We start from the raw sequence: 19,187 nt of genomic DNA on the forward strand, positions 1-19,187 counted from the left end.
TACTTCTTGCACAGGCTCGTGTCAGGGTGTCAGGGCGCCAGCGGCAGGGTCAGTACGAAGCGGCAGCCTTGTTCCCGGCCGCTGCCCAGCACCAGTGTTCCGCCCATCGCTTCGGCGAGCAAACGGCTGAAGGTCAGACCGAGGCCCAGTCCGCGCAGCGTGCTTTGCTTGTCGCTGCTGCGGAAGAAGGCTTCGAAGACCTTGTCTCTGTTATCCGGTGTAATCCCTATTCCATTGTCCGCCACAGTAATCTCAGCGTGTCCGGCTGGAGCCAATAGGAGGCTGATGGTGAGCTGGAGGCTGCTTCCCGGTTTCTTGGCCTGCACGCTGTTATTCAATAAATTGACGATAATCTGCTGGATGCGCAGCGGATCACCCCGCAGGAACAGGGATTTCTCCGGCATGTGCAGCAGAGGTTCGTTGACATCTGCGCTCTGTGTCAGCTTCCATTGATAGATAATTTCCTCGAGCAGCGGAACTGCATCCAGCCTGTCGTGGCGGACGGCGACAATACCGGCAGCCAGGGCGTTATAGTCGAGCAGGTCAGCGACCATACGCTGCAATCGGCTTGCCTCCAGCAAAGCGATATCAAGGAATTCCCCGGCTTCCTCCCCTTCGACCACACCTTCACGGACGGCATGGACCAGCCCTTTGATCGAAGTGACCGGTGTCTTCAGCTCATGGGAGACTCCGGCCAGCATGACTGCTCGCGACTGCTCGAATTGCTGCAGCTTTCCCGCCATCTCCTGAAAGGACATCAGCAGCTCGTGAATCTCCCGTTCCTTAGCCCCTGTCTCCAGAACAATGTTATACTGGCCGCCGCTGATTTGCGCGGCGGCGGCAGCCACTTTCTGGATAGGTTTGGCCAGCTTGCTGGACAGGAGATAGATGGTCAGCCAGCTTAAGATGATCAGAAAGACGACGAGAATCAAGAAGAAGGTAATCTCTTCCTTCGGGATATGGCGCAGGGAACGTTTGGACTGCAGGACAATGACCTGCCCCAGCGCTTCACCGTCTCCTTGGATTTGGGCGACAGCAGCCTTGAACTCCGGGCTGCGGGAATCGTTTAACGTATCATTAAGCTTATGCCGCATCGCTTCCTCACTGAGCGGCGGCTCGGAGAACAGCAGCTGTCCCTCCTTATCTGTGATGATCACACACATTTCGACCGTTAATTTGAAGAAGCGCTTGCGGTCCTCAACGAGCTTGCTCAGAGTCGGACTGATGTTCATGTTTCCGTTCGTGCCGACACTGCGGTCGGCGATCTCCTGGGCCAGCAGACCGGTGGTCTGCATGCGGTTGTTCATCGCTTCCTGCTGAATCCACCAGAAAGTGACGAGCGCGGTGAGCAGCAATCCGATGCTGATAATCAGCAGGTAGCGGACAGTCCAATAGAAGAGGATGGAGGTGCGTTTCTTCAGGTTATCCATAATTGATACCCCGTTCCTCTGAGCGTGCGAATCTCCCCTTCATCCGCCGGCCAGTGCGAGAGTGCCTGGCGCAGTCTTTTGATCGACAGATCTACGGCACGGTCGCTGCCCTCATAGTCCATTTCCCAGACCTGCTCAATCAGCTGTTCTCTAGTGCAAATTTGATTCGGGCGTTCAGCCAAAAATAACATCACCGACATATCGCGCGGGCTGAGGCTGACCTCGGCACCGTTCAGGAAGAGGCTGCGTGCCGAAAAGTCGATGAACAGACTGCCGAAATGGCGTTTACGGCTGCCGTCAGACCACTGGGAAGGGCGGCGCAGCACTGCGTTTACGCGGGCCACTACTTCTTCCGGGATAAAGGGCTTGGACATATAATCGTCGGCGCCGCCGTCCAGTCCGGCCAGCCGGTCATTGATACCGTCCCGGGCTGTCAGCATGATGACAGGGCAGCTGCTCTTCTCGCGGATCAGGCCAAGCAGCTCGAAGCCGTCCATGTTCGGCAGCATAATGTCGAGCAGGATCAGAGCGGGAGGAGAAACTTCAAAGGCTTCCAGCGCGGCGCGTCCGTCGGCGGCGCGGGTTACGTGGAAGCCGGCTTTTTTGAGATAGGCACTAAGCACCCGGGCAATGGCTTCCTCATCTTCAACAATTAGAATCGACTTCATATCTAGTGCCTCCTTGAACATGTCCGGCAGGTTGACTGCCATACGGACAGCGGCTGCAGTTTAATTAAAATTTACGACAAGTTTACCACATTGCGCAGGCATGTGCTTTGACTTATTCCCGACATATTGCTTTGTTAGAATGGGAAACAAGCCTAACAGGGCGCTTAGAAAATGGATGGAGGGAATAAGGATGAAGAAAAAAACATGGGTCTGGATTGCCACAGGAGTCGTTATCATCGGAGCAGTAACGGCCTTTGCCTTCTTGAACAACAGCTTGGGCAATAACGTTGAAATCGAGTCTGTTATTCCTGCACAGGAACAGGGAACGAATAGTGCGGGCACGGCTGCCGCAAATGCAAATGCGAGTGCGAGTGGAGAAACAGCTTCCGGTGCTGCTGTTACAGCGGAACTATTGAACGGTGCCTGGAGTATTGCCGACACTTCCAAAGTCTATTGGTCGGTGACGACCTCCAAAGAGACTGTGAATTTTGTGAATGAAAAGGTTCAGGGAACCTGGAATGTGAATCTTGAGGATGCCGCCGCAATGACCGGGGAAGGGACTCTGGAGATGAGCGCGCTGGATTCCGAAAACGCTCAAAGAGATGAGCATGTCAAAAGCGATGATTACCTCGCGGTAACGCAGTTCCCGCAGTCGACCTTCACCGTGAAGTCGTTCTCCGAACTGCCGGCAGAATGGACGGAAGGCACCGCAGTACCCGTGGAGATGCAAGGGACACTTACGGTCAAAGGGATTGAGAAGGACGTGACTTTCCAGTCACAGGCCGTATACAGCGGAGGACAGCTTCTGCTGTCGGGAACAACAACCGTAACGTTTGAGGATTTCGGCATGGTAAGTCCACATTCCATCGTACTGGATACGGAGAATAATCTCGAAGTACGCCTGGAACTTACACTTACTAAATAGAATATACAGAGTCTATCACGACTGTTTGTGCCTATCGCTTTTATAAGTGGAAGTCCACTTCGGTGCAGGACTGTAAAATGAAAAGAGCAGGGCTTCTCCCGTTATTGGAGAAACCCTGCTCTTTGTTTGTGGTTTAAACACATTAGCTTTAAGAAGAGGAGAGGCTCGAACAGGTTGTCAAACTTCGAGAGTCACTTATTCTATCCCGGAATTGTGCATCGTCTGAAGCGACGAACACAGGAGCCTGGCGTGCAGCTTCCCAGCGGTATGCAGGTCGGGTCATCAGCGCTGGTCCCGCCCGATCAAAGGCATATCTGCCTTTGAATCGGTCCTACCGTGCGGATCCCGCCTAATCAAGTGCATATCTGCCTTTGAATTGGCCCAACCGTGCAGATCCCGCCTAATCAAGTGCATATCTGCCTTTGAATTGGCCCAACCGTGCAGATCCCGCCTAATCAAGTGCATATCTGCCTTTGAATCGGCCCAACCGTGCGGATCCCGCCTAATCAAGTGCATATCTACCTTTGAATCGGTTCATCAGCGCGGATCCCGCTCAATCAAAGGTATTGCTACCTTTGAATCGGTCCTACCGGCCCGGCAAGCACGTTACGGATGTCAGGCCGGGCTGCTCTGACTAATGCCCGTCTTCCGCTGCTTCTCCATCGCCGGTGGTCTTGTCATCCGCATCTTCCTTAGGGGGAATGCTCTTCTTCGGTGTGCCGTCCAGGCCATATTCCCAATCGTACGCATCAAAAATTTTGCGGGCGACTGGTGCGGCACTGTTCGAGCCGAATCCCCCTTCGGGGATGACTACAGCTACTGCCAGCTTCGGATTCTCGCGTGGGGCAAAGGCAATAAATACCCCGTTGTCTACTGTAAACTTCGTATTGACTCCATTGACCTTTCTGTAGTATTCCTGCTGGGAGGTTCCGGTTTTGCGTGCAAAGTCATAGGGGAAACCCTCAAATGCTTTAACGTCAGTATTCATTCCTTTAATAACTTCCCGCCAGTAGGACTTGTCGAACTTCACCTCGTTCAGCACTTCCCTCCCGAACGTCTTTACGGTTTTGCCCGCCGAATCTGTGACTTTACTGACCAGCTGGGGTTTGATCCGTACCCCCTGGTTTGCCAAGGTAGAAGCATATTGTGCTAACTGCAGCGCGGTGTAACGCCCCTGCTGTCCGAAGGAGGCGAATACCAGGGCTGATTGCGGACTGCCATTCTTAGCTTCGTCAAAATAATCGATGATGCCCTTGTGTTCTCCCGGCAGTCCGCTACCCGGAACTTCACCAAGTCCAAAATCTCTCATATATCTATCCCAGACCTTGACACCCTCTTCATGGTATTTCTCATAAAGCTTTTTGCCGATCATATCGATCATAAATACGTTGGAGGATTTCTCAATTGCCTTGGCAGGGGAACTAAAGTATCCATAAGGATGACCTCCGGCATTGCGCACGGTTGTTTCGTGTCCTTCTCTGCCGAAGGTCGTGCTGCCTTTGTCCGTGTAGGTCGTGCTTGTCGTAATGAAACCTTCGTTCAGGCCGATCAATACGGTCAGCGGTTTGATGACAGAACCCAGGAAAACTGCCGATTCGAAGTTGTGGCCGGACCGCCCGGAAGAAATAGGTGTAATAGTACCGTTCATATAATTTAGCATCAATTCGTTCCATACCGATGGCGGAAGGGTACCCTTGGTCCACAGATTGGTGTCATAGTCCTCCATACTGGCCATAGCTACAATATTACCGGTATCGACTTCCATGGCAACAGCGTAGCCGGTCTTGGCGTCGGGATGAACCTTTCCCTGTACCGGATTTCTGTGCACCCATTCAATCTGATCCAGGATAGCCTGCTCAGTCTTCAGTTGAACATTTTTGTTGATCGTGGTCCACAGGTCATTGCCTTTGACGGGCGGAACCACTTTCTCGATGCCTTCGGCTATGTTCTGTGCATTAACGCCTACCATCAGATATCCGTTGCGCCCGCGCAGCTCCCTTTGATACTGGAGTTCAAGACCGTCGTACCCGACGAACTCATCGTCCCTGTAAGCCAGACCGGGGTCGCCCTCATTTTTCATCGCCGCCAGGATGTTTCTATAAATATCCATGTCTGTTTTTTTGAACGGCTTAATATATCCAATCGTTTGTGAAGCTACCGTATCCTTGTCATAATGACGTTCATCCTCTTCACTTACCGTGAGATTGGGGTATTTGTCCTTGTGCTCCATGAAGTAGGCCACTTCTTTATTTGTCAGACCGCGTTTGATCGGACGCAGCATAAAGCCGGAATAAACTTTGGAATCCAGGTCCATGGCTTTCAGCACTGCTTCTTTGGTTAGTACTTCATCTTTAGGTACCTTGGCCCCATGTGTTGCGAAATCAGCTGCAAGCTCAGTTGCAAGAAGGCCGGCCTTGGCGACGGCCTCTGGAGTACGGGCAGTTTTTTTAGTCTTCTTGTCCTTCGAGGTTTCGGAATATTCTTTTGTTAAAGTAAAATATAAGGTCTGCACCGAAGTCGAATAGGCCAATTTCTCTCCAGCCTGAGCATAAATAGTCCCTCTGATTGAAGCAAGCGGAACACTTTTCGTATCCCGGCTTGTCTCTGCCTCTTTGAGCGTAGGTCCTTCGACAAACTGTAGAATGGCAAGACGGACAATAATAATGCAGAATATAATAAACGTGCTGAAGAAAAACACATTGATGCGCAGACTAAGCGACTGGTTCGTTTTTTGGTCATCAGATAAAGAATTTGATTTGAAAATAGACTTCACATGCAGCCTCCCCTACAGAGTGAATCGATCCTGTTTGCAGATAGATTATTGAATGAAAATAAGACATTACCATATTGTACCACAATATACCATCTAGTTTAAAAACGGATAACTATAGGAGGAAAAACGATGATTGAAGTAGCAGCGGCCATTATTCATAATAAAGAAGGGCAGATATTGATTGCCCGCAGGCAGCAGGGCAAGCCGCAGGCCGGACTGTGGGAATTTCCCGGCGGCAAGCTGGAGGCCGGCGAAGATGTCCCGCAGTGTCTGCGGAGAGAGCTGATGGAGGAGTTGAATATCACCATACGTCCCACCGGGGCTTACGGGGTCAATGAACATAACTATGGCAGTGTGCAGATCCTGCTGATTGCCTGGAAAGCGGAGTTTCTGGAAGGGGAGATCATTCTCAGTGATCATGATGAGTACAGCTGGGTGCTGCCTGCTGAACTCGAGAGTTTTGTTTTTGCTCCGGCTGATGTTCCTTTTGTAGAAAGATTGCTGGAAGAGTCCTAGCCGATATATAAACTTAAAGGAGCTGTTTGATTTTGGCTGAATATCCGAAGCTTGTGCGTGACGGCATTCCGGGGCTGATAGCTTCTCAGGGGCGAGCCTGTACTTCCCGAATACTGGAACCCGAAGAATACATAGAATATTTGCGCGCGAAGTTGCGCGAAGAAACGGCGGAGTACTTCAAGGCCGAGAGCGATGAGCATGCTCTGGAGGAGCTGGCCGATATGCTGGAGGTCATCCGCGCTTTGGCACAAACTCATGGAGCGGACAGCGAAGTGCTGGAGAACATTCGTGCAGAGAAGGCGGAGCGCCGCGGAGCATTTAAGGAACGGATTTTGCTGCTGCAGCTGGAGGAAGCACACTAGCGGACAATGAGGGAGTTGCCGCATGATTTTTGGTGAGGAGGTACATCCCATGTTCAAAAAGAAAGTGACTTTTACGCTATGCATTATTTCGGCAATTATACCCATTGTGTTATACATCTACCTTTACCCGCGGATGCCGGATTTTGTGCCAATTCACTATGATGGGGATGTAGTTGACCGGTTTGTAGACAAAGGGAGCTACGAGGTGCTGTTGATCAGTTTGTTCGGCTGGTGCGGTTTTGTGTTTATCCGGCTATTGCATTGGCTGCTGCGAAAAGTGTTCATGCGCAGCTATATTGAGAATCTCGCTGTTGTGCACCGGACCTGGAATGCGGCAACGCTGCTTGTGACAGTGGGGTGCTCCGCGACCAGTATATGTGCACTGCTTGCTATGGCATAGGCGCAACCCTAACTCTTTTACAGGAGAGGCGCAGTTTGATAGAATCAAGGGACTAGCAATAGTCCCAAGGAGGAGATATTAGTGTCATTGGATAACGCTTACAAAGTAAAATGGGGCATTCTCAGCACGGGCTGGATTGCCCACCAGTTCACTACAGACCTGGCTCATGCCAGTAACGGGACCGCTTATGCCGTGGGATCACGTACGCAGGAAAGCGCTGATGAATTCGCCAAAAATCACGGCATCCCGGTGGCCTATGCCACTTACGAAGATTTGGTGAGCGATCCGGAAGTGGACGCCATCTATATTGGCACACCTCATCCGTTCCATAAGGATAATGTGCTGCTTGCGCTGCGCGCCGGCAAGGCCGTGCTGTGCGAGAAACCGTTCACCGTGAACAGCAGCGAATTGGAAGAAATTGTGGCGTATGCCCGCGAGCAGAAGCTATTCCTGATGGAGGCTATGTGGAGCCGTTACATTCCTGCGAACGTCAAGGTCAGAGAATGGCTATCTTCCGGAAGGATCGGTGATGTTCGTCTGGTGAAGGCAGATCTCGGCTTTCGTTCCAACTGGAATCCGGAGGGACGTCTGCTGAACCCGGTGCTCGGCGGCGGTGCGCTGTTGGATGTCGGCATCTATCCGATTTCATTTGCTTCAATGGTCTTTGGGCCTCATCCAGAAACCATCTCCAGCACCGTACATATTGGTGATACCGGGGTGGATGAGCATTTCTCGCTGCTGCTGTCCTATGGCGACGGCAAAAGTGCTTCGCTGAATGGCGGTATCCGTCTCAAGATGGTGGAGGAAGCCCATGTATTCGGGACAGAAGGCTATATCCTTGTCAAAGGAACACTGGTGAATCCTAAGTCAGCTGAGCTTTACATCGGCGGTGAGCTGGTCGAGACCTTTGAGGATGACCGTACCTCGATCGGATATTCCTTTGAAGCCGAGGAAGTGGGACGTTGTCTCCAGGCGGGACTTACGGAAAGCCCGGTGATGACCCTCGATGAGTCCGTAGCCATCATGAAGCTGCTGGATCAGGTTCGTGGACAATGGGGACTTAAGTATCCTGGTGAATAAGAGAAGCAATACTGTTATAACAGATTGGCGGCCCCCGGAGAATGTTCACATCACTCCGGGGGCCGCTGTATATCGGGAGGCGGATAGGAGCTTCCCTATATACGGAAAGATTATCGGCAAATATACTTTTTGACATCCCGCACCTTCAGTACCTTCACATTTCCCTTGAGCAAAGATCTATCACTTATTATCCACGTATGATCTTTGGAGTCCCTTCTGCGGATCGCCAGGAAATTGTAAGGACTTCCCGCGTAGATTTTAAACCCTTTGCTGAGGCAGCGGGAGCAGAATTTCACGCATTCATTCCGGTTTAGATCTGGAAAATCCACCTGCTCCAAAACAGCACGCTTGATGAGTAAAGTTGCCCCTTGTACCAGAGAAACATATTGATCAGCCCGTTTGGGATAACGGAGCAGGAGCAGTTTTTTACCGTTCAGGTACATGAAGTGGGCGCGTTTGCCGACAATATCGGCATGGGTATCCACCATGCTGCGGCGGCTGCCGGACAGATAGCCAGGGGCGTAATAATCATCATCGTCAAATTTGGCAATCAGCCCGTATCTGGCCATTTTCACGCCATAATTCAGGCAGGAGCCCAGCGAGACATGCCCGGGCAGGCTATACACCCTCACATTAGGATATGGCAACGCGGCCCTGATATAATCGCTTAGCTTCAGGCTTGGATGATTCAAGATCACGATCAGCTCTTTATTCCTGTAATTCTGTCTGTCGTAATTGTGGAAAAGGGTGTCCATATTTTGTCTCCGTCTGGTGCACGTAATGATCGAAACCGCATCCTTCTCGTAAGCAAGATATGGGGAAATCATGAGCGGAAATCCTTGGGCTTTTTCTGCACAAACTTTTTGTAATTCTTTACAGACGGAATTGTTTTATGATGAGCAATCAGTTCTTTATCGCTGATGATCCAGGTATGATTGGAGGAGTTTTTCCGGCGGATGGCGACAAAGTTGTATTTACCTGCGGAATACACCTTATAGCCCATTTTTTTGCTCCTGATGCAAAATAGATCGTCTTCCCCAACGTTTCGATCCGGAAATTTCACTTTGCTTAATACGTTGCGCTTAATCAAAAGAGTAGCTCCCGGGAGTTTGCTTACGGGCCGGTTCTCATCATGTGGAAAACGGAGAATCAGTGTTTTGGAGCCCTGCAGATACATATAATGCGACCGCTTGCCAATTACGTCGGCTTTTGTTCTGCGCAAGGCCTGCAAACTATCCGTCAAATAATAGGGGGCGTAATAATCATCATCATCAAATTTGGCAATATAGCTGTATTTCGCCTTCCGCACAGCGAAGTTTAGACAAGCGCCGAGAGAGGTAGAGGCAGGGATCCGAAAAATGTGTACATTGCGGAGCTTTTTGGCCTGCTTATAGTAGGAATCAAGCGGAATCTTATTGTTGTTCACGATGATGATAAGTTCTTTTGTCCGGTATTTCTGTCTATTGAAATTATTAAACAAGTTACGCAAATAACCTTGGCGGTTCGTGCAGGTGATAATGGAAACTCCCTGCTTGTTTAAAGAGCCTGCGGCACCGGCTTCCATTACATCGCTCCCTTTATCCGTGATCTTCCTTTACTATATATATGTGCACGGACAATGGCGGTAACGGCAGATGACGCGACAATGTACAGCCTATTAGGCATAATTAATATTTAGGAAATCATGCAAAGGAGGTACTGCTATGGGATTAGATATGGATCGTTATCAAGGCTGTCTGCAAGGGTTGGCGGTTGGAGATGCACTGGGGACCACAGTGGAATTCAAGGCCCCCGGCACGTTTGTGCCTATGGAGGATATCATGGGGGGCGGCGTGTTTGAACTGCTGCCCGGACAATGGACAGACGATACTTCGATGGCGCTCTGCCTGGCGGAAAGTCTGCTGGCGAAGCAGGGCTTTGACGCTGCTGACCAGATGCAGCGTTATACAGAGTGGTTCCGCAAGGGTTATCTGAGCAGCACGGGGGAATGCTTCGATATTGGCAACGCTACGCGCGCGGCACTGCAGCATTTCGAGGACACGGGTGAAGCTTACAGCGGATCGGAGGATCCCCGTTCAGCCGGGAACGGCTCGATCATGCGGCTTGCTCCGGTGGTCATGTACTATGCGCAGCATCCGGCAGATGCCATAGACTTTGCGGCACACAGTTCAAGGACAACCCATGCCGCAGGGGAGTGTCTGAGTGCATGCCGCTTGATGGCCGCCTACATCCTCGCCGGGCTGCATGGCTGGCGCAAGGAAGAAATGCTGGCCCCTGATGCATTTGCCGAATGGCTTCAGCAGGACCTGCTGACACCGCATCTTGCCGACATTTATTCCGGTTCTTATAAGCGGAAGGAACCTCCGCAGATTCAAGGTACAGGTTATGTCGTTGAATCGCTGGAAGCGGCACTGTGGGCTTTTCACAAATCGGCAAGCTTCGCCGAAGGTGCACTGCTCGCCGTCAATCTGGGGAATGACGCCGATACTACCGGCGCAGTCTACGGCCAAATTGCCGGAGCCTATTATGGTCTAAGCGGCATCCCGGCGGGCTGGACCGGCAAGCTGGCGATGCAGGCGCTGATTAGCGGCTACGCCGGGCGGCTGTTTTCAGAGCGCACGGGGAGATAAGCGGGATGGCAGGAAGTAGGGGAGCCTTTGGCGTGGAAAAACGCCCCCCTGTCAGAAGAGCAGGGGGGCATACGCATACCTATCGGCATGGGTACTAGACTAATTGGTCAATCTGGCTGCCTGGAGGGACTTTTTCCTTATTTGCTTCTGCGTAGATCTGTATTTCCGGTGTGGATAAAGCGCCTTCGGTTGCCGGATTCTTCTTGTCTTGCACATCTGCAGGAGATTCGTTCGGACTAACTGGCGAAGGGGCTGATTGTACAGCTTCTGTCATTTTATCCTGGGCGCTTTTAGCAATGTTCATGAGTTTCTGATCCAGATTGGAAGCTCTTTGGAATAGTCTTGCAGACTTCACAGGGTTACTGTTTTCCAAGGATTTCGCTTCAGTACGCAAAGTGATTTGCGCCATTCTCACAGAACCGCTTTGCTTTAAATCATTATGGGCGGATATAACGCCGTTCAAGGTGTACGTTGTATGGGCAAGCTGCTGTTCCTCAGGCGTTTGTTTGTCCGGGCTCCACGATTTTTGGGAAAGCTCCTCCTCCTTCTTTTGTTTAGTGTCTTCATCCAAACCCTGTGTCTTGCGCTGGTTTTCGAGAGAATTTATTCGAATTTGCTCGTCCAGCTGCTGAATTTGCTCATCCAGGGAAGCGAGCTCGGCCTGAACCGCTTCGGGACTATCCCCTCTTTTAAGGGCGTTGCCCACATACTCGGAACGTCTGTCGATCAGGGACTGCTTTTGCTCGTTCAATTGATTAATTAGCTTTGTCTGCGGATTTGCTGGAATCTTCATGTCTGGACCGGGCTTCTGTTCTGCCCCCTTTCGCTCTAGCCGACCGTGATCGACTAATGGAAGGGGCGAACGCTGAATAGAACGCGATACATTCATACGGAACCTCCAATTTGTAGATGTATATACTAAATAAAGTTAAAGATATGTATATATATCGGTCTTATCAGCTGTTTTGTTAATTAGTAAAGGGGGCTTATAATGAAAGTAGCAGTTCAGGAGTAATAGGAATCATAATGGCTTAAGCAGGGGATGAGAGGGCATAAAGTGAAAACAATATTGCTGAAGTATCTGACCAGATTCACATCTCTTAATGAAGAAGAGCAACAGGCAATTGTTGAGGAAATTCATATTGAGGAATACAAAAAAGGGACAACGCTCCTTAGACAAGGAGATGTCCCCACTAAATGTTATTTTGTGATGAAGGGCTGTGTGAGACAGTACTCCATAGATCAGGCGGGAAAAGAGTTCACATCTAATTTCTACACAGAAGAACAAGGCATTTCAAGCTTCAATCGTCATAAACATGATAAGTCATCCGAGTATTCTTTAACATGTCTGGAAGACTCCATATTGGTCGTTGGTGATCTTGATACCGAACAGGACATGTATCATAAACACTCCCAATTGGAGTCCATGACACGCAGGATGGTAGAGGCCAACTTTGGTGAAGTCCAAGAGGAATTCGCTGCATTTATCGGTTCTACACCTGAAGAACGCTACAAGACACTTTTACTGAAACGGCCATATTTAGTCGATCGTGTACCCCAGCATCAGTTGGCGAGTTATCTTGGGGTTACCCCAGAGTCACTAAGCAGAATAAAAAAGCGGATTAATCAGGATAAGCTTTAGGTAGAGATCATGCTTTCTTCGGGACTTTTCCGCCTTTGATCATCAGCCATATTCCAAACCCCAGTTCTCCAACAATCATTGGCACATTAAATACAAATTCAAGGATCGTAATGATCTCATTGTATTGTGGAAGAAACGAGTTGCAGAAGTGAATGATAATGTATCCTGCTGCAGCAATCAACAATAAGATGCCAATGACTTTAGGGATGGTGTCAGACCGGAAAGCGACATAACCCACAATCATTAGATGCCCGCCAAAAATGATCAAACCGACTGACCAGATCAATTCAAAAGCTTCCAAGAACAGCATCACATATCCCTGTAGTTGACCGGCTGTAAATAATGATAAATAGTCTGCGCCGCTCGAGAGAAGCATCACTAATAGCAAACTCAGTATGGCAATTCCCAATATAGCCGAATAGATAAGACGGAACCATGCACCGAGCAAGGACAGCTTTTTATCAATGGGCTTCAGGATAAGATAGAACGCCCAGGCAACTACGATGTCACAGATCAGGATGAGAAGCCAGCCAAAGATTTCAGCCCTGAAAAGCATATTGGATGACCTGAGATTGTTCAATGTAGCACTGGGATCGCCTTGTACAACCAGACTTCCATGAACATAACCATAGGAAAAATATGCTGCAATCGCCATGATGATAAGTGATATGCCGGCAGTTAGTGCTGTTTTCCGCAGTTCCAATCCTTCTTTAACTGGGGTAGTCATAATTTAACCTCCTTGTTTACATTGTTAATTTCATTGTAAACGGCTAATTATGACGGAGCATTGACTTAAATCAAGAGCTTAATGGAACTGCCTAATCACAACATTTTTAAAGACCGCGGTTCCGCCTTCTGAGAATAAGGTTACGCCTTGATCATTTAATTCCGGGAAAATGAGACTGGAATGCACGATGATACCCTCATCAATAAAGACTTCGACGCTTGTCTTATCGACAAAAATTTTCAGATGAACCTTCTTCTGGCTGACATCGAATGGAGACGTGCTTTCCAGATATTGTCCACTCGTGTCAGGATTTCCTGTATAAGCCCGATTGACGTAGGTGTAACCGCCCTCTACAGAAACTCCGACATCTGCATGACGGCTTTTATCGGTGGATTCCCGGAGTCTAAATCCTATATTGTTGAGCTCAGACCAGGAAATACCGGCCTCAAGCTCATACGAGTTTCCTGTGAACGGAAGTGTTGTAGAGCCATTTACTTGAATTTCTTTATAGGAGACGGTTGAATCCGCCGCCTTACTTAGAGCTTCAAGCGGTTGCGAGGCCAGATGATAAGTCCCGTCGCCAGTCAGTTTGAGTTCAATTTGACGAACAATAGAGTCCATTCCGTTAAATCCTTCGTGCAGCGTCGGCGTATTATGGGGATATTCCCAATTGTTCATCCAGGCTAAAGCATAACGGTGAGCAGGGGGACCGCTGTTAGTCCCGTCTTCAAAGGTTACAGCGCCATACCAATCAAAGCCATAGTCCAGCCACTGCGGTTCCTGCCGATCAGGGACAAATGTCTTTCCGTCAAAAGCTCCTGTCCAGTAAGCGTAGGTGTTCGGCTTCCCTGATGATTTCCCGTTGGCGCTGGCCCCAAGCACCCATTTAGAGGTCCCGTCGTCCGCAAGCATTACGTAGAGATCGGGACATTCCACAAGCCCGATATTCTCCGTTACAAAACCGCTTGTATAGTGCCAGTCTTTTAAGTTGGGAGACTCGTAAAAACCTATTTTTGTACCTTCTGCCAAAGTCATGATCCATTTGCGGGAATGCTCATTCCACATGATTTTCGGGTCTCTAAAATCAGCAGTCCCCGGATTCGGCAGAACAGGAGTGTTGCTGTAAGCCTTAAATGATTTTCCCCGGTCAGTGCTATACCATAAATACTGCTCTTGTTCTCCCCCTTCGGCGGAGGGTTGTGTCACAATCGCGACAAGTGCGCCTTTTCCGAAACCTGAGGTTCCTGCCTCGTCCACAACAACCGAACCTGACCAGACATCGCCATTCGGATTACTATATTTGGGAATGGCGATGCCTTCGTCCTTCCAATACACCAGATCTGTGGATGTGGCATGCCGCCATTCCGTGCCATTCCCACTCGGATAATCACCGTTATACAAATAGTAGTAATGGTAGGCTCCATCGTAGTAAATGGGCCTTTGCGGGTCGTTTTTCCACTTGTCTGGCGTTGTGAAATGATAGCTGGCCCGTAAGGCTGGTTTTGGATCAGAATCCTCGTCTTGCTTCAGCGGATTGCTTTTTGCCCAATAATAACCCGCTAATCCCAGAGTGATCACAAAGCTTAAACCAATGATCCCTATAACGAGCTGTCGGGTAAACGTCCGCTTATGGCTGCTCAAATGGATACCTCTTAGTTAACCGTTAATTGTCCTTGTTCCAGAACGCTGTCTTTAACTACTGAGGTCTTCGAGCCTTTAATGTTCAACAGGAAGCTTGGGGCGAAAGTGGACTGCTGGTCCTCATACAAACCTCTGTTAGTCATATAGCTTGTGATTACCACGTTATTTCCTTTCGCTTGCGGGATCGCGAAGTGAGAGTAAGTCCAGGTAACATCACTAGGATCAAGGTCCATATGCAGCACAAGCCCGCTTTTGTTCAACGGTTGGTAAGGACCCGTCAATGAATCTGCTACATAACCGAGCATATATACATCATTAGCGCCGATTCCATCAATGGTCATTTTGGAGCCTCTGGAATCGGTGAACAAATACCATTTGTTATTCATTTCAAATACGTTCGCGCGTTCAATTTCATCCGTTACGGTATTGGAGGCAATCAGCGGCTTCATCACTTTTTTGAGCGAGTAATCATCATTCAACTCAATAATACCCAGTGCGCCGTTCGCTAAGGTCGCAAGAGATTTCTTAGGACTGGACAACAATTTATTTTTTTCAGCTTCGAAGAAGGGTTTGTTGCCTCCATAATAAGTTCTGATGTCTAGCGATTGTTCTCCCTGATAACCCGTTTCCGTTCCGGTATTGGCTTCAAAAACAAGATATTTATGACCGTTATCTTCCACATAGTGTGGGTCTCTTAACGTGTGGTTATCGTCATAGTTACCTTCACCGAATGCTTGATCCACATTTTGATAGAACTTGCTGTCTCCGTCAAAGATTGATTTGAGATCTTCCACGCCATCCACTTTCAGCGTATCCGCATCGGGCTTAGACACATTCACTTGAGCAGTCGTCAAGGTTTGCTTGCCGAAAAAGTTATTCGCCGGATCCCAGCCTTGGCGGTTGGTATAGAACAAGCGGACTTTGCCTTCCTTGGTCAAGGTTGCTGAACCGGACCATTCTTCGGCTTGGTTATTTAGAATCGGATCGTTTGAAACGTATTTATCACTATTTTTAAATACTCTGCCGGCATTTTTCCAGCTATCAATCGAGGTGTCGCCTACTTTTTGATAGAACATGTATACAAAGGTGTCCCATCCTTTTTCAGGATCTCCCGCTAAAGCGAACACGATATGATAGCCATTATATTCGGCAACGGTTCCGTCTGCGTTCTGAAGCGGCCAGCTGTCCCAAACATCCAGATCAAGGGCATTGCCAGACTCATCCACTATTTTTGCAGTAGGGATGTTTTTGATGGTGGAAGCATCAAACGAAGGGATTTGAAAATTCTCGCTTTTTTGTTGCTCCGGTATTTTCATCATGTCAGCGCGGGTAATGTGGGAAAAACCAAAGTCTTCTTTGTAATTCTTGCTGTTATCTTCTTTGGCCAAAGCTGAAGCCCCGCCACCTGTAAGTAAAGCTGCTGTAAAGGTTACTGCTGTTGCTTGTCTTACCATCTTTTTGATATTCATTCTCCCGGTCTCCTTTTGGTTGCGAATTTTTGTTGTTTTTAAACAGAAAAAAAGACCTAAAAATACCATTGGGGATACGTAAAACGCATCGATTCCCAAACGGATTTTTAGGTCTTGCCTGCTTAACAGTAACAATCCCGACATATTTTGTTGTCGCGTTAATTCTATAATTTTATAACGGAAAATGGCTATAGACTGAAACTCCTATTTTTTCGAGGATAATACTAGGGATATTTGATATTGTTTCGATATCAAGAGTCTAAAGTCCTATATTATTTGATTTCGATATATTACCATTCGTCGACCGTGTACAGATCCGATCAATTTCCATGGCGATAAATACCAGCTGGCTGTCGATGAAAGTATACCCGTAATCTTCTTCAACCTGATCGCCAACCTCCCTGGCCTGCAAGTAGGCCCGGGCGTAACGTTCTTTGGCAATTCGTACAATTTCAGGGTTCAACTCATTGAGAAGCTTGCCGGTTTCATCGGATTTCAGAATGTTCTCAAGCTGTGTCACCAGACGCTCGTAATTGGCGGAGCCTCGCTTAAGCGTAACGCGGGCAGCCTGTTCCACACCTTCAGCAATATCACGGATCATTGCCGCCATTTCGGCATCTGTTCCGTGAGCTCCGGCGTTTTTCCAGGCAGTATGGATATGCATGGCGATGTATCCGACCTCGTCCTCGGGAATTTCGACCTGCAGGGTTTCATGGATAATGTTTTTGGCCTGTTGTCCAATCTGGAACTCTCTCGGATATAAAATACGGATTTCATCCAGCAGCGTATTCTGGATCATCATTCCTTTCGCGATCCGCTCCAAAGCGAAGGAGAGGTGATCTGTCAGTGCAATATGAATATGCTCATTAAACGTCACTTCCAGTTCACGTTCAGCATACGAAATAATTTGTTCGGACGCGGTAATCTCTTCTTCAGGCAGTGTCCGCAGCATTTCCTGCAAATGGCCGTATTGATCCGGGTCATCCATAATGAACACTTTTTCAATAAGGGACGGATCTATAATATCGTTTTTCCCTTTTTGAAAAGCAATACCGGAACCCATGACAATCTTTTCCGCTCCAAGGTCGTTTACCACAACCGCGTTGTTGTTCAGAATTTTTTTGATTTTCATGTTATTCTCCTATGCTTGTTTGTTCCTTAAGAAGTCGCTTGTCAACCCCAAGAATCCAGGTGGCTGTAAAGGCTGTTATTGCTGCCAGTAGAAAACCAATCAAATAATGGATAAGATTCAGCTGCCCGAGCTGGACGGTAAAGGCGATCATTGGAATCCCGGTTAAGCCGAACGAATCAGCTGCGACCTGATAATAAGCTACATAAGCCCCTCCGGCGGCACCTCCCAAAGCAGCGCCCAGGAAAGGGCGGCCAAGCTTCAGGTTGACGCCGAAGGTGACCGGTTCGGTGATGCCGAGAAAGGCGGTAATTGACGCGGGCAGGGCTATTTTTTTCAATGCTTTGTCACGGGTTCTGGCATACACGGCCAGTCCGGCCGCAGCTTGGCCGATATTCGCCATAGACCAGATGGGAAGCAGGAAATTGACGCCGACCTCCGGATTGGTGATCAATCCGATTTCAATTGCCTGAATGCCATGATGCAGACCGCTCACGACAACAGAACTGTAGATTCCGCCAAGCAGCAGACCGAACAACGAACTGCCGTATCTGAACACCACTTCCAGCAAGCTGCTAAGAGAGCTGCTCAGTTCGTAGGTGAGTGGACCAATGACCAGAATCGCAATGCTGCCCCCGGCGGCAAGGCTTAAAAAGGGGATCAGCATAACTGCAGTCGATGGCGGAAGGAGCCGGCGCAGCCACTTCTCAATTAGACTCATTAGCAATACCGCAAGAATCGTAGGAATTACGGCTCCTGGATACCCGAACTGCGGCGTTAATAATAAATTCCCGGAACGTATCGGTGCTCCTCCGAATCCGGTGACCTGCAATAGATCAGGACGGGTCATGACAACGCCGATTGCAGCACCGAGCGCAGGGGTGCCTCCAAACCGCTTGGCCGTGTGATAACCGAACATCACAGCCAAAATCTGAAATGCCGAACCTGTCAATAATGACAGGGTTCGGAACGGGACACTCTCCGGCTGCGCCCAGCCGAAGGCTTCCATCATACTAAGCAGGCCCAGCAGCAGGCCGACCCCGACAAAGAGTGGAATCATGGGCACCACGATATCGGAAAAAAAGCTTACCGCATCGACAATCTGTCTGAACGCACAAGGAAGTAGAGCCCGCTTGGACCCGGAAGTGCTATCCGGGCTTATGGATTCAGAGAATCCGGCAGACTGAACCTCTTCCTGCTGTGTTGGCCCGCCGTCTTGAAGGATGCGGACAACCTGGCGGTGCACCTTGAAGACGTTGGCCGAGCCCAGTATAATTTGCAGCTGTTCGGCTCGAAAGAACACGCCCTGAACCTCCTGCATGCCGGAAAGGCCGGCTTCGTCCACTAGGGAACTGTCCCGCAGTCTAAGGCGCAGCCGGGTTGTACAGTGGATGGCTTCTAATACATTGCCGAATCCTCCAGACAGCCTAATCAGATGTTCAGCCAATTCCCTTGCCGAACCGCGGGCCTCCTTCGCAGTCTCTCCAGCCTGTTCCGGGCGAATATTCCCTTGCGTCATTACTGTGCCTCCCAACCATTTTGTTCAGCCGCTATCTTAGGAATCTAATTGTGACAATGATCGATTCTAAAATCAATGGTCAGGAATTACCACCTTATCAAGTAAAAACAGGTATTCCGCCTTAGTTTCCAGAACAAAAGGATATAACTTTAGCAGCCCGAATACGTTTCAGCACATGAATAGGGCTTCCTGCTATCAGCGCTGCTTCTCCATACACTGCTCCCGCCACCTCATAAGCCAATCATGCTGCTCCTCGCAAAATTCGTTGGTACGTCC

18 protein-coding genes are annotated in these 19,187 nt (G+C 49.2%); 7 read left to right on the forward strand and 11 right to left on the reverse strand.

Annotated elements, in window-relative coordinates:
- Positions 1–29: 29 nt before the first annotated feature.
- The gene (locus NST99_RS04510; RefSeq protein WP_341089946.1) at positions 30–1,430 is read right to left on the reverse strand and encodes a HAMP domain-containing sensor histidine kinase; all 1,401 of its coding nucleotides are present in this window, start codon (positions 1,428–1,430) and stop codon (positions 30–32) included.
- Positions 1,418–2,098 carry a response regulator transcription factor gene (locus tag NST99_RS04515; RefSeq protein ID WP_341089948.1) on the reverse strand — a complete coding sequence of 227 codons (681 nt, stop codon included), beginning with the start codon at positions 2,096–2,098 and terminating at the stop codon, positions 1,418–1,420. Before NST99_RS04515 ends, NST99_RS04510 begins: the two co-directional genes overlap by 13 nt.
- 190 nt (positions 2,099–2,288) lie before the next feature.
- On the opposite strand from NST99_RS04515, the gene NST99_RS04520 reads away from it, so the two are divergent.
- Positions 2,289–3,023 (forward strand): YceI family protein, encoded by a 735-nt coding sequence (locus NST99_RS04520; protein ID WP_341089950.1) that lies wholly within the window; start codon positions 2,289–2,291, stop codon positions 3,021–3,023.
- Between the two features lie 634 nt (positions 3,024–3,657).
- Here the strand turns inward: NST99_RS04520 and NST99_RS04525 are convergent.
- Complete coding sequence (locus NST99_RS04525; protein ID WP_341089952.1) at positions 3,658–5,796, reverse strand: peptidoglycan D,D-transpeptidase FtsI family protein; 2,139 nt, start codon at positions 5,794–5,796, stop codon at positions 3,658–3,660.
- Between the two features lie 129 nt (positions 5,797–5,925).
- On the opposite strand from NST99_RS04525, the gene NST99_RS04530 reads away from it, so the two are divergent.
- The 4 genes from NST99_RS04530 to NST99_RS04545 all read left to right on the forward strand — a co-directional run bounded on the left by NST99_RS04530 (position 5,926) and on the right by NST99_RS04545 (position 8,154).
- Complete coding sequence (locus NST99_RS04530) at positions 5,926–6,312, forward strand: (deoxy)nucleoside triphosphate pyrophosphohydrolase (protein WP_341089953.1); 387 nt, start codon at positions 5,926–5,928, stop codon at positions 6,310–6,312.
- Positions 6,313–6,344: 32 nt separating this feature from the next.
- Positions 6,345–6,674, forward strand: coding sequence for a nucleoside triphosphate pyrophosphohydrolase (locus NST99_RS04535; protein WP_341089954.1), 330 nt, complete (start codon positions 6,345–6,347; stop codon positions 6,672–6,674).
- A gap of 49 nt (positions 6,675–6,723) precedes the next feature.
- Positions 6,724–7,074, forward strand: a complete 351-nt coding sequence (locus tag NST99_RS04540) for a DUF1648 domain-containing protein (RefSeq protein WP_341089955.1) — start codon at positions 6,724–6,726, stop codon at positions 7,072–7,074.
- Between the two features lie 81 nt (positions 7,075–7,155).
- Positions 7,156–8,154: a Gfo/Idh/MocA family protein gene (locus tag NST99_RS04545; protein ID WP_341089957.1), complete on the forward strand. Its 999-nt coding sequence runs from the start codon at positions 7,156–7,158 to the stop codon at positions 8,152–8,154.
- A gap of 110 nt (positions 8,155–8,264) precedes the next feature.
- On the opposite strand, the gene NST99_RS04550 is transcribed toward NST99_RS04545, so the two are convergent.
- Both NST99_RS04550 and NST99_RS04555 read right to left on the reverse strand, forming a co-directional pair.
- Entirely contained in the window at positions 8,265–8,981 is a 717-nt protein-coding gene (locus NST99_RS04550; protein WP_341089958.1) for a glycosyltransferase, read from the reverse strand.
- A complete protein-coding gene (locus NST99_RS04555; protein WP_341089959.1) occupies positions 8,978–9,718 on the reverse strand; it encodes a glycosyltransferase in 741 nt (246 codons plus the stop codon). Before NST99_RS04555 ends, NST99_RS04550 begins: the two co-directional genes overlap by 4 nt.
- Before the next feature lie 139 nt (positions 9,719–9,857).
- On the opposite strand from NST99_RS04555, the gene NST99_RS04560 reads away from it, so the two are divergent.
- The gene (locus tag NST99_RS04560; protein ID WP_341089960.1) at positions 9,858–10,784 is read left to right on the forward strand and encodes an ADP-ribosylglycohydrolase family protein; all 927 of its coding nucleotides are present in this window, start codon (positions 9,858–9,860) and stop codon (positions 10,782–10,784) included.
- Positions 10,785–10,878: 94 nt separating this feature from the next.
- On the opposite strand, the gene NST99_RS04565 is transcribed toward NST99_RS04560, so the two are convergent.
- A complete protein-coding gene (locus tag NST99_RS04565) occupies positions 10,879–11,673 on the reverse strand; it encodes a muscle M-line assembly protein unc-89 Uncoordinated protein 89 (RefSeq protein ID WP_341089961.1) in 795 nt (264 codons plus the stop codon).
- A 168-nt stretch (positions 11,674–11,841) separates the two neighbouring features.
- Here NST99_RS04565 and NST99_RS04570 point away from each other — a divergent pair, with 168 nt between their 5' ends.
- The gene (locus tag NST99_RS04570) at positions 11,842–12,426 is read left to right on the forward strand and encodes a Crp/Fnr family transcriptional regulator (RefSeq protein ID WP_341089962.1); all 585 of its coding nucleotides are present in this window, start codon (positions 11,842–11,844) and stop codon (positions 12,424–12,426) included.
- A 7-nt stretch (positions 12,427–12,433) separates the two neighbouring features.
- Here the strand turns inward: NST99_RS04570 and NST99_RS04575 are convergent, their stop codons facing one another.
- The 5 genes from NST99_RS04575 to NST99_RS04595 all read right to left on the reverse strand — a co-directional run bounded on the left by NST99_RS04575 (position 12,434) and on the right by NST99_RS04595 (position 18,911).
- Complete coding sequence (locus NST99_RS04575; protein WP_445744947.1) at positions 12,434–13,153, reverse strand: DUF4386 domain-containing protein; 720 nt, start codon at positions 13,151–13,153, stop codon at positions 12,434–12,436.
- A gap of 78 nt (positions 13,154–13,231) precedes the next feature.
- On the reverse strand, positions 13,232–14,794 hold the full coding sequence (locus NST99_RS04580) for a glycoside hydrolase family 32 protein (protein ID WP_341089963.1): 1,563 nt from the start codon (positions 14,792–14,794) through the stop codon (positions 13,232–13,234).
- Between the two features lie 11 nt (positions 14,795–14,805).
- Positions 14,806–16,263, reverse strand: a complete 1,458-nt coding sequence (locus tag NST99_RS04585; protein ID WP_341097556.1) for a glycoside hydrolase family 68 protein — start codon at positions 16,261–16,263, stop codon at positions 14,806–14,808.
- A 259-nt stretch (positions 16,264–16,522) separates the two neighbouring features.
- The gene (locus NST99_RS04590; protein ID WP_341089964.1) at positions 16,523–17,395 is read right to left on the reverse strand and encodes a PRD domain-containing protein; all 873 of its coding nucleotides are present in this window, start codon (positions 17,393–17,395) and stop codon (positions 16,523–16,525) included.
- A gap of 1 nt (position 17,396) precedes the next feature.
- Positions 17,397–18,911, reverse strand: a complete 1,515-nt coding sequence (locus NST99_RS04595; protein ID WP_341089965.1) for a PTS transporter subunit EIIC — start codon at positions 18,909–18,911, stop codon at positions 17,397–17,399.
- Positions 18,912–19,187 lie beyond the last annotated feature (276 nt).

This window comes from Paenibacillus sp. FSL L8-0470 (genome assembly GCF_038008625.1).
GTDB lineage: Bacteria > Bacillota > Bacilli > Paenibacillales > Paenibacillaceae > Paenibacillus_AQ.

What these genes read in the sequence shown, in the direction of transcription:
- NST99_RS04510 (WP_341089946.1), bottom strand. Translation starts at nt 1,430, where the DNA reads ATGGATAACCTGAAGAAACGCACCTCCATCCTCTTCTATTGGACTGTC.
- NST99_RS04515 (WP_341089948.1), bottom strand. Translation starts at nt 2,098, where the DNA reads ATGAAGTCGATTCTAATTGTTGAAGATGAGGAAGCCATTGCCCGGGTG.
- NST99_RS04520 (WP_341089950.1), top strand. Translation starts at nt 2,289, where the DNA reads ATGAAGAAAAAAACATGGGTCTGGATTGCCACAGGAGTCGTTATCATC.
- NST99_RS04530 (WP_341089953.1), top strand. Translation starts at nt 5,926, where the DNA reads ATGATTGAAGTAGCAGCGGCCATTATTCATAATAAAGAAGGGCAGATA.
- NST99_RS04540 (WP_341089955.1), top strand. Translation starts at nt 6,724, where the DNA reads ATGTTCAAAAAGAAAGTGACTTTTACGCTATGCATTATTTCGGCAATT.
- NST99_RS04550 (WP_341089958.1), bottom strand. Translation starts at nt 8,981, where the DNA reads ATGATTTCCCCATATCTTGCTTACGAGAAGGATGCGGTTTCGATCATT.
- NST99_RS04555 (WP_341089959.1), bottom strand. Translation starts at nt 9,718, where the DNA reads ATGGAAGCCGGTGCCGCAGGCTCTTTAAACAAGCAGGGAGTTTCCATT.
- NST99_RS04560 (WP_341089960.1), top strand. Translation starts at nt 9,858, where the DNA reads ATGGGATTAGATATGGATCGTTATCAAGGCTGTCTGCAAGGGTTGGCG.
- NST99_RS04565 (WP_341089961.1), bottom strand. Translation starts at nt 11,673, where the DNA reads ATGAATGTATCGCGTTCTATTCAGCGTTCGCCCCTTCCATTAGTCGAT.
- NST99_RS04575 (WP_445744947.1), bottom strand. Translation starts at nt 13,153, where the DNA reads ATGACTACCCCAGTTAAAGAAGGATTGGAACTGCGGAAAACAGCACTA.
- NST99_RS04585 (WP_341097556.1), bottom strand. Translation starts at nt 16,263, where the DNA reads ATGAATATCAAAAAGATGGTAAGACAAGCAACAGCAGTAACCTTTACA.
- NST99_RS04590 (WP_341089964.1), bottom strand. Translation starts at nt 17,395, where the DNA reads ATGAAAATCAAAAAAATTCTGAACAACAACGCGGTTGTGGTAAACGAC.
- NST99_RS04595 (WP_341089965.1), bottom strand. Translation starts at nt 18,911, where the DNA reads ATGACGCAAGGGAATATTCGCCCGGAACAGGCTGGAGAGACTGCGAAG.